This is a genomic window from Streptomyces sp. PKU-EA00015 (assembly GCF_013387495.1).
Taxonomy (GTDB): Bacteria; Actinomycetota; Actinomycetes; order Streptomycetales; family Streptomycetaceae; genus Streptomyces.
This window is the reverse complement of sequence record NZ_JABZEE010000069.1, coordinates 1-5631: the sequence shown is the minus strand read 5'-3', so window position 1 is coordinate 5631 and position 5631 is coordinate 1. Positions and strand designations below refer to the sequence as shown.

Annotated in this window: 5 protein-coding genes, 1 tRNA gene and 1 pseudogene; 5 read left to right on the top strand and 2 right to left on the bottom strand. The window is 74.3% G+C overall.

Annotation, left to right across the window (positions count from 1 at the left end):
* Positions 1 to 1743 (bottom strand): hypothetical protein (locus HW130_RS31785; protein ID WP_177153235.1); only part of this gene is annotated, 1743 nt, incomplete at its 3' end.
* 103 nt (positions 1744 to 1846) lie between these two features.
* Here HW130_RS31785 and HW130_RS31780 point away from each other — a divergent pair.
* Together HW130_RS31780 and HW130_RS31775 are read left to right on the top strand one after the other, a co-directional pair.
* Complete coding sequence (locus tag HW130_RS31780; protein WP_177153234.1) at positions 1847 to 2293, top strand: SRPBCC family protein; 447 nt, start codon at positions 1847 to 1849, stop codon at positions 2291 to 2293.
* Positions 2294 to 2332: 39 nt separating this feature from the next.
* Positions 2333 to 2404, top strand: a tRNA-Val gene (locus HW130_RS31775).
* A gap of 59 nt (positions 2405 to 2463) precedes the next feature.
* On the opposite strand, the gene HW130_RS31770 is transcribed toward HW130_RS31775, so the two are convergent.
* Positions 2464 to 3189 carry a 3'-5' exonuclease gene (locus tag HW130_RS31770; RefSeq protein WP_177153233.1) on the bottom strand — a complete coding sequence of 242 codons (726 nt, stop codon included), beginning with the start codon at positions 3187 to 3189 and terminating at the stop codon, positions 2464 to 2466.
* Positions 3190 to 3311: 122 nt separating this feature from the next.
* Here HW130_RS31770 and HW130_RS31765 point away from each other — a divergent pair, with 122 nt between their 5' ends.
* The 3 genes and pseudogenes from HW130_RS31765 to thrS form a co-directional block, all read left to right on the top strand.
* Positions 3312 to 3902 carry a DUF4365 domain-containing protein gene (locus HW130_RS31765; RefSeq protein WP_177153232.1) on the top strand — a complete coding sequence of 197 codons (591 nt, stop codon included), beginning with the start codon at positions 3312 to 3314 and terminating at the stop codon, positions 3900 to 3902.
* A complete protein-coding gene (locus HW130_RS31760; RefSeq protein WP_177153231.1) occupies positions 3899 to 5143 on the top strand; it encodes a hypothetical protein in 1245 nt (414 codons plus the stop codon). Before HW130_RS31765 ends, HW130_RS31760 begins: the two co-directional genes overlap by 4 nt.
* A gap of 106 nt (positions 5144 to 5249) precedes the next feature.
* Positions 5250 to 5631 (top strand): annotated as a pseudogene (gene thrS, locus HW130_RS31755) (threonine--tRNA ligase); the annotation flags it as partial.

The window sequence follows — 5631 nt, the reverse complement described above, 5'->3', positions numbered from 1 at the left end:
CCCGGCGGCGGCCGCGCAGGCCCCGGCGAGGCCGGTCGCGAACACGGTCGCCGCGCAGGCGGCCACCTGCTGCGCCGGGCCGCGTGCCCGGAACGCCGCGGCCGCGAGCGCCGCCGGCAGCACGCCCAGCACGACGAACGTCGCCGGACGCGTCGCCAGGGACAGCAGCGCCACGCTCACCGAGCCGGCCAGGCCGCAGGCCAGGGCGGTGTGCGCGAGCGGGGCGGTCCGTACGGCGCCGAGGGCGAGAAGCGCCACGGCGAGGACCAGCTGCCAGCCGACCGCGATGCCGTACGGCACGTCGAGGACCACGGGCAGGACCAGCAGCGCGGCCCAGAACAGGACCAGGGAGCCGCAGGCCGCGGCGGGACGGAGCAGGGCGCCCGGCGCGCTGCCGCGGCCGTCGGCGGCCGTCGGAGGGGCACCGGCCGCCGCGTGGTCCGAAGCGGCCTGCGACGCGCTGTCGTCGGCCGGAAGGCGGCGCGCCACCAGCGCCGCCGTCGCCGCGAGGACCGCGAGGACCAGCGGGGCAGCCGGGAGAACGGAGAGCGGCACGTCCAGGGACAGCGCCTCCCGCGTGCCCGCCGGTGCCGTCGACCAGATGTCCCCGACCCGCGTGGCCGGGCCCGCGAGCGACACGAGCACCGCAGGCAGCGCCGTCACCGCGGCCGCAGCCTGCACGGCACCCGCCGACCGGGCGAGAGACTGCCGCACGCGGTCGGGCAGCGACGTGCGGACGACCGCGAGGAGCGCTGTCGCGCTGAGGAGGTAGCCCACTACCGCCCACCCCTGCGGGACCGCCGTACGGATCAGCCCGCCGGCGGCCGCGACCGCCGCCAGACCGGCGACCACCGACGCGCCCGGCGCGGCGGCCGGCGAACGCCACGCCGCGAACAGCGCCACCGCCGAGGCCGCGAGCAGCAGGGCCGCCGGACCGGCAGCCTCCCCGGGCGAGCCGGCGGCCAGGGAGAGCCACAGGCCGGTCAGCATCGCCAGACCGCCCGTGACCGAGGCGGTCGCCCAGGCGAACCCGCGCACCACCGCCGGCCGCCCCCACAGCGCCACCGCGACGTCCGCCGCTGCGGTCAGCAGCAGCGCCCACTCCATCGGGGGCGCGGCCGGACCACCGGCCAGTGCCCACAGCGGCAGCGGCAACTGAGCCGTCACGAGCGCCGTCGGCAGCGGGGCGCGCAGCCGCGGCAGGGCCAGGCCGTACGCGGACCAGAGCCCCGCCAGAACCGCCGACACCCCGGCCGCGTACGCCAGTCCGTCGGTGCCCGCCAGGGCGACCCGGTGCACCGCGTACGCGTCCAGCACCATCAGCACCAGCCCCAGAACGCCCACGGACTCGGCCGTCGAGACGAGACCGCGGCGCAGCAGGACCGCCGGCGTGCCCAGGGCCGCCAGCGTGACCGCGCCGAGCACCGCCGAGCGGCCGCCGATGCCCATGTGGCCCCAGCTGACCAGCGTGAACGCGATCGCCGCGACGGCAAGCAGGATGCCCCCGAGCGTCAGCAGCACGTTCTGCACGCTCGGTGGGGACGCCTCGGCGTGCGGCCGCGGACCGGCCGGCCAGGAACCCGACGGCGGGAAGGACGGCGGTGCGGACGCGGTGACCGGCGGCCGCAGGGCGGCCAGCAGCCAGCTGCGCCGGGCCAGCAACTGCGCCCGGCGCGCGTCCAGTTGACGCAGCTCGCGGTCGAGGATCGCCAGTTCCTCGGCGGGGGTCGGAACGTTCTCCATGGCCGGAAGTGTGGCGCGCACCACAAGGTCCGGACATGGGCGCGGATACTCAGATCCGCCGTGAGTACGCCCGCGGCGGTCGCAACCGGGCCAGACTGGGGCCATGGACTGGTGCCGCTACCGCTTCCGCAGCGTCTGGGACCTGCCCGCCGCCCCGGAGGCCGTCTACCGCGTCCTGGAGCGGGCCGAGGAGTACCCGCGGTGGTGGCCGCAGGTGCGCGCCGTCGAGCTCAGGGACGAGGATTCCGGCACCGTCCGCTTCCGCTCCTTCCTCCCGTACGACCTCCGCGTCACCGCGCACGCCGGCCGCCGGGACCCGGCGGCCGGCGTGCTGGAGATCGCGCTGGACGGAGACCTCGCGGGCTGGTCGCGCTGGACCGTGAAGGAGCACGGCGGGGGAACGCGGGCCGTGTTCGAGCAGGAGGTCGAGGTGCACAAGCCGCTGATGAGGCGCCTCGCCGTGCCGTGCCGCCCGGTCTTTCGGGCCAACCACGCGCTGATGATGCGCGGTGGACGGCGCGGTCTGGCCGCCTACCTCGAAGCGGTTTGAAGGAAGGCGGCGACGCCCTGTATGGTTCAGTGCGTTCCCGGGCGATTAGCTCAGTGGGAGAGCGCTTCGTTCACACCGAAGAGGTCACTGGTTCGAACCCAGTATCGCCCACCGGGAGGGGCCGGTCCGTCAGCAGGCGGACCGGCCTCACGCGTTCGTGCCGCCGACCGTCACGCCGCCGCGGGCAGGTCCGGGCGCAGCGGCCACGCCGGATCGACCGGCTCGGGGACACCGCTGCGCGCGAACCACGCCTGCAGCCCCCGCGCCTGCGCCGCGTGCCACACCGCCTGCAACGTGTGCAGCTCCGCGGCGGACAACCGCTCCAGCCGCGACGCGAAACGGCGCCCCACCGCCCGTACGACCTCCATCGCCGCCAGCGCGTCGGCCGCGGCGTCGTGCGCCCCCTCCAGCGCCACGTCGTACTGCGCGCACAGATCGGTGAGCGTCCGCCGCCCCTTGCGATAGCGGTCCAGATGCTTGTCCAGCACCCGCGGATCCAGCACGCACAGCGGTACGTTCTCCAGGTAGCGCGCCAGCGACGAGGCCCGGTGACGGCGCAACTCCCGGTCCAGGATGGTCAGATCGAACGGCGCGTTCATCACCACCAGCGGGCGCGACGCCGCGCACTGATCAGCCAGCGACCTCGCTATCTCCTCCATCACCGGCGCCGGCCAGCGCCCGTTGCGCTGGAGGTGATCGTCCGTCAGGCCGTGCACCTCCGTGGCGGCCGGCGGCACCGGGATGCCCGGATTCACCAACCACCGCGTGATGCGAGGCCGTCCGCCGGGCGTGTCCTGGACGACCACCGCGGCCGACACGATCCGGTCCGCCTCGACGTCCACTCCGGTTGTCTCCGTGTCAAATGCGGCCAGCGGGCCGTCGAACCAGTGCGTCATCCCCGAACTCCTCGCACGTGCCTGGCAGATGGGCGAAGGGCCCTGCCCGAATCGGTGATACCCGGGCTGTTTGCGCCGTACGCCGCGCGGTGACAACACAGGTGACGGGGAAGGAAATTGCCATGGCGCTCGCCCAGCCCGAATCGGGAGGGCTGTCCCCCGCAAGCGGGAGGTGCCCCCAGCCCCAGCGGACCGTTCCACTGCGCGGAGCGCTCGCCACCACCGCCTGCATGGAGACACTCCAGGTGGGCTATCTGCACGCGGTCGCCGCCGCGGCCGGCTGCTCACTGTCCCAGCCGTTCCCGGACAACGGCATCGACTGGCACGTCAGCCACAGCTCGGCCCGGCACACGGTCGACGACGAAGTGACCATCAAGGTGCAGCTCAAGTGCACCTACCAGATCCCGCCCCACCCACCGGGACCCGCGTTCTCCTTCACCCTCGACAACGACCATCTGGTGAAGCTCGCCCGCACACCGGTCTCGGTGCACAAGATCCTGGTCGTCATGCTCGTCCCCCGCACCCAGGACGAGTGGCTGCGCGCCGGCCACGACCGGCTCGACCTCAGGCACTGCTGCTACTGGACCAATCTGGCCGGCCACCCGGTGACGGGCAGGCGCCGGACCACCGTGCGGATCCCGACCACGCGGATCTTCGACGACAGCGCGCTCTGCGAGATCATGGCGCGCGTCGGGGCGGGAGGAAGACCTTGACGCACCGGCCCTTCGACGAGCACCTCCACCGATTCCCGCAGCCCGGCAGCCACCCCACGGCCGGCCCGCCCGCCCCCTGGGGCGCCACCGCGGAGCCGGACCCCGCCCAGATCGACCCCGCCGTCCTCGGCGCCCTCCTCGACCGTCACGGCTGGCGGCGCCGCGGCGGGGCCGCCGGGCGCTACACGCGCTGGACACCGCCCGGCCCCGTCGCCGGCGGCACCAGCCTGCTCGTGCCCGAGAGCCGCGCCTTCCCCGACTGCGAGGACCTCATCGGCGAAGCGCTCACCGCACTCGCCCGCAGTGCCGCCCCCTCGGCCCGCGACGTTCTCGTCGGGCTCACCGTTCCCAGCGACGAGATCCGCTGGTGGCGCGACATCCCGCAGGGGCCGTCCGGCACCGTCTCGTGGACCGCGCAGGAACAGCTGCGCTCGGCCGCCCGCCAGATGCTGCTGGCCGGCGCCCTCGCCGTACGGGGCCGCGCCGGCTACTACGGCGCCCGTCACCGCAGGCAGGCGCAGGCCCTGCTCGAAGGCGTCCTCGTGGGCCCGGCGCCCGGCGGCCGTTCCCTCACCGCCTTCGTCCCTGTACAGTCCGGCCGCGCGGTCGCCGTCCGGCTCGCCCATGCGCTCCAGGCCACCCGCGAGGCCATCGACTACCGGCGGGCCGCGGGGGGCATGGAGGCGTTCGACACCGCCGTGCAGGCAGGCGTCAGCCGCGAGCTGACCGAGGCCGTGATCGCGCTCGTGCGCGGCTCGGAGGGAGCGCGCATCACGCTCGCCTGGTCCCCGGCCGCCGGAGTGCCCCAGGGCTGCGCCGCCCGCATGGAGCCGGTGGAGTTCTCGGCGGGGGACCTGCCCGCCCTGCGCGAGGCGGGTGCCCGCTACCTCCAGGACGAGCCGTCCGTCCCGGTGCGGATCACCGGCACCGTCGTCCGCATGCGCCGCTCGGGACCACGGGGCCAGGGCACCGTACGGCTGCGGGTGCTGGCCGGGGCCGAGGTGCCGCACGTGCGGGTGGCGCTGGACGAGGACTCCTACCGCACGGCCGGCCACGCCCATCTGGTCGGACTGCCGATCCGGCTGATCGGCCGGCTGGAGAGCCGGGGCGGATTCCGGCGGCTGACCGACGCCTCCGGCGTGACCCCCGTGCCGGTCGACGACGCGGAGCGGGACCGGCTGATGAAGTCGCTCCAGGAGAACCTGGACTTCTTCGGGGAAGCGGGGGACGAGGAGGACTGACGCCCGGCCCCGCAAACCGTTTCGCGAGTGGTCGCTCCGGCTCGGTACGATTCCTGGTGCGCGTGCTGTGCCAGGCCGTGCATCCACCTTCAGTCAGGAGAGACCGGTGTCAGACGTCCGTGTGATCATCCAACGCGATTCCGAGCGGGAAGAGCGCGTGGTGACGACGGGCACTACGGCCGCCGACCTCTTCGCCGGCGAGCGCACGGTCGTCGCCGCCCGCGTGGCCGGAGAGCTGAAGGACCTCGCGTACGAGATCAAGGACGGCGAGGAGGTCGAGCCCGTCGAGATCTCCTCCGAGGACGGCCTCAACATCCTGCGCCACTCCACCGCGCACGTCATGGCCCAGGCCGTGCAGGAGCTGTTCCCCGAGGCCAAGCTCGGCATCGGCCCGCCGGTCAAGGACGGCTTCTACTACGACTTCGACGTCGAGAAGCCGTTCACGCCCGAGGATCTCAAGGCCATCGAGAAGAAGATGCAGGAGATCC

Excerpts from the sequence above, each read along its gene's own strand:
- HW130_RS31765 (WP_177153232.1), top strand. The coding sequence starts at position 3,312 with ATGGCGCTCGCCCAGCCCGAATCGGGAGGGCTGTCCCCCGCAAGCGGG.
- HW130_RS31780 (WP_177153234.1), top strand. The coding sequence starts at position 1,847 with ATGGACTGGTGCCGCTACCGCTTCCGCAGCGTCTGGGACCTGCCCGCC.
- HW130_RS31770 (WP_177153233.1), bottom strand. The coding sequence starts at position 3,189 with ATGACGCACTGGTTCGACGGCCCGCTGGCCGCATTTGACACGGAGACA.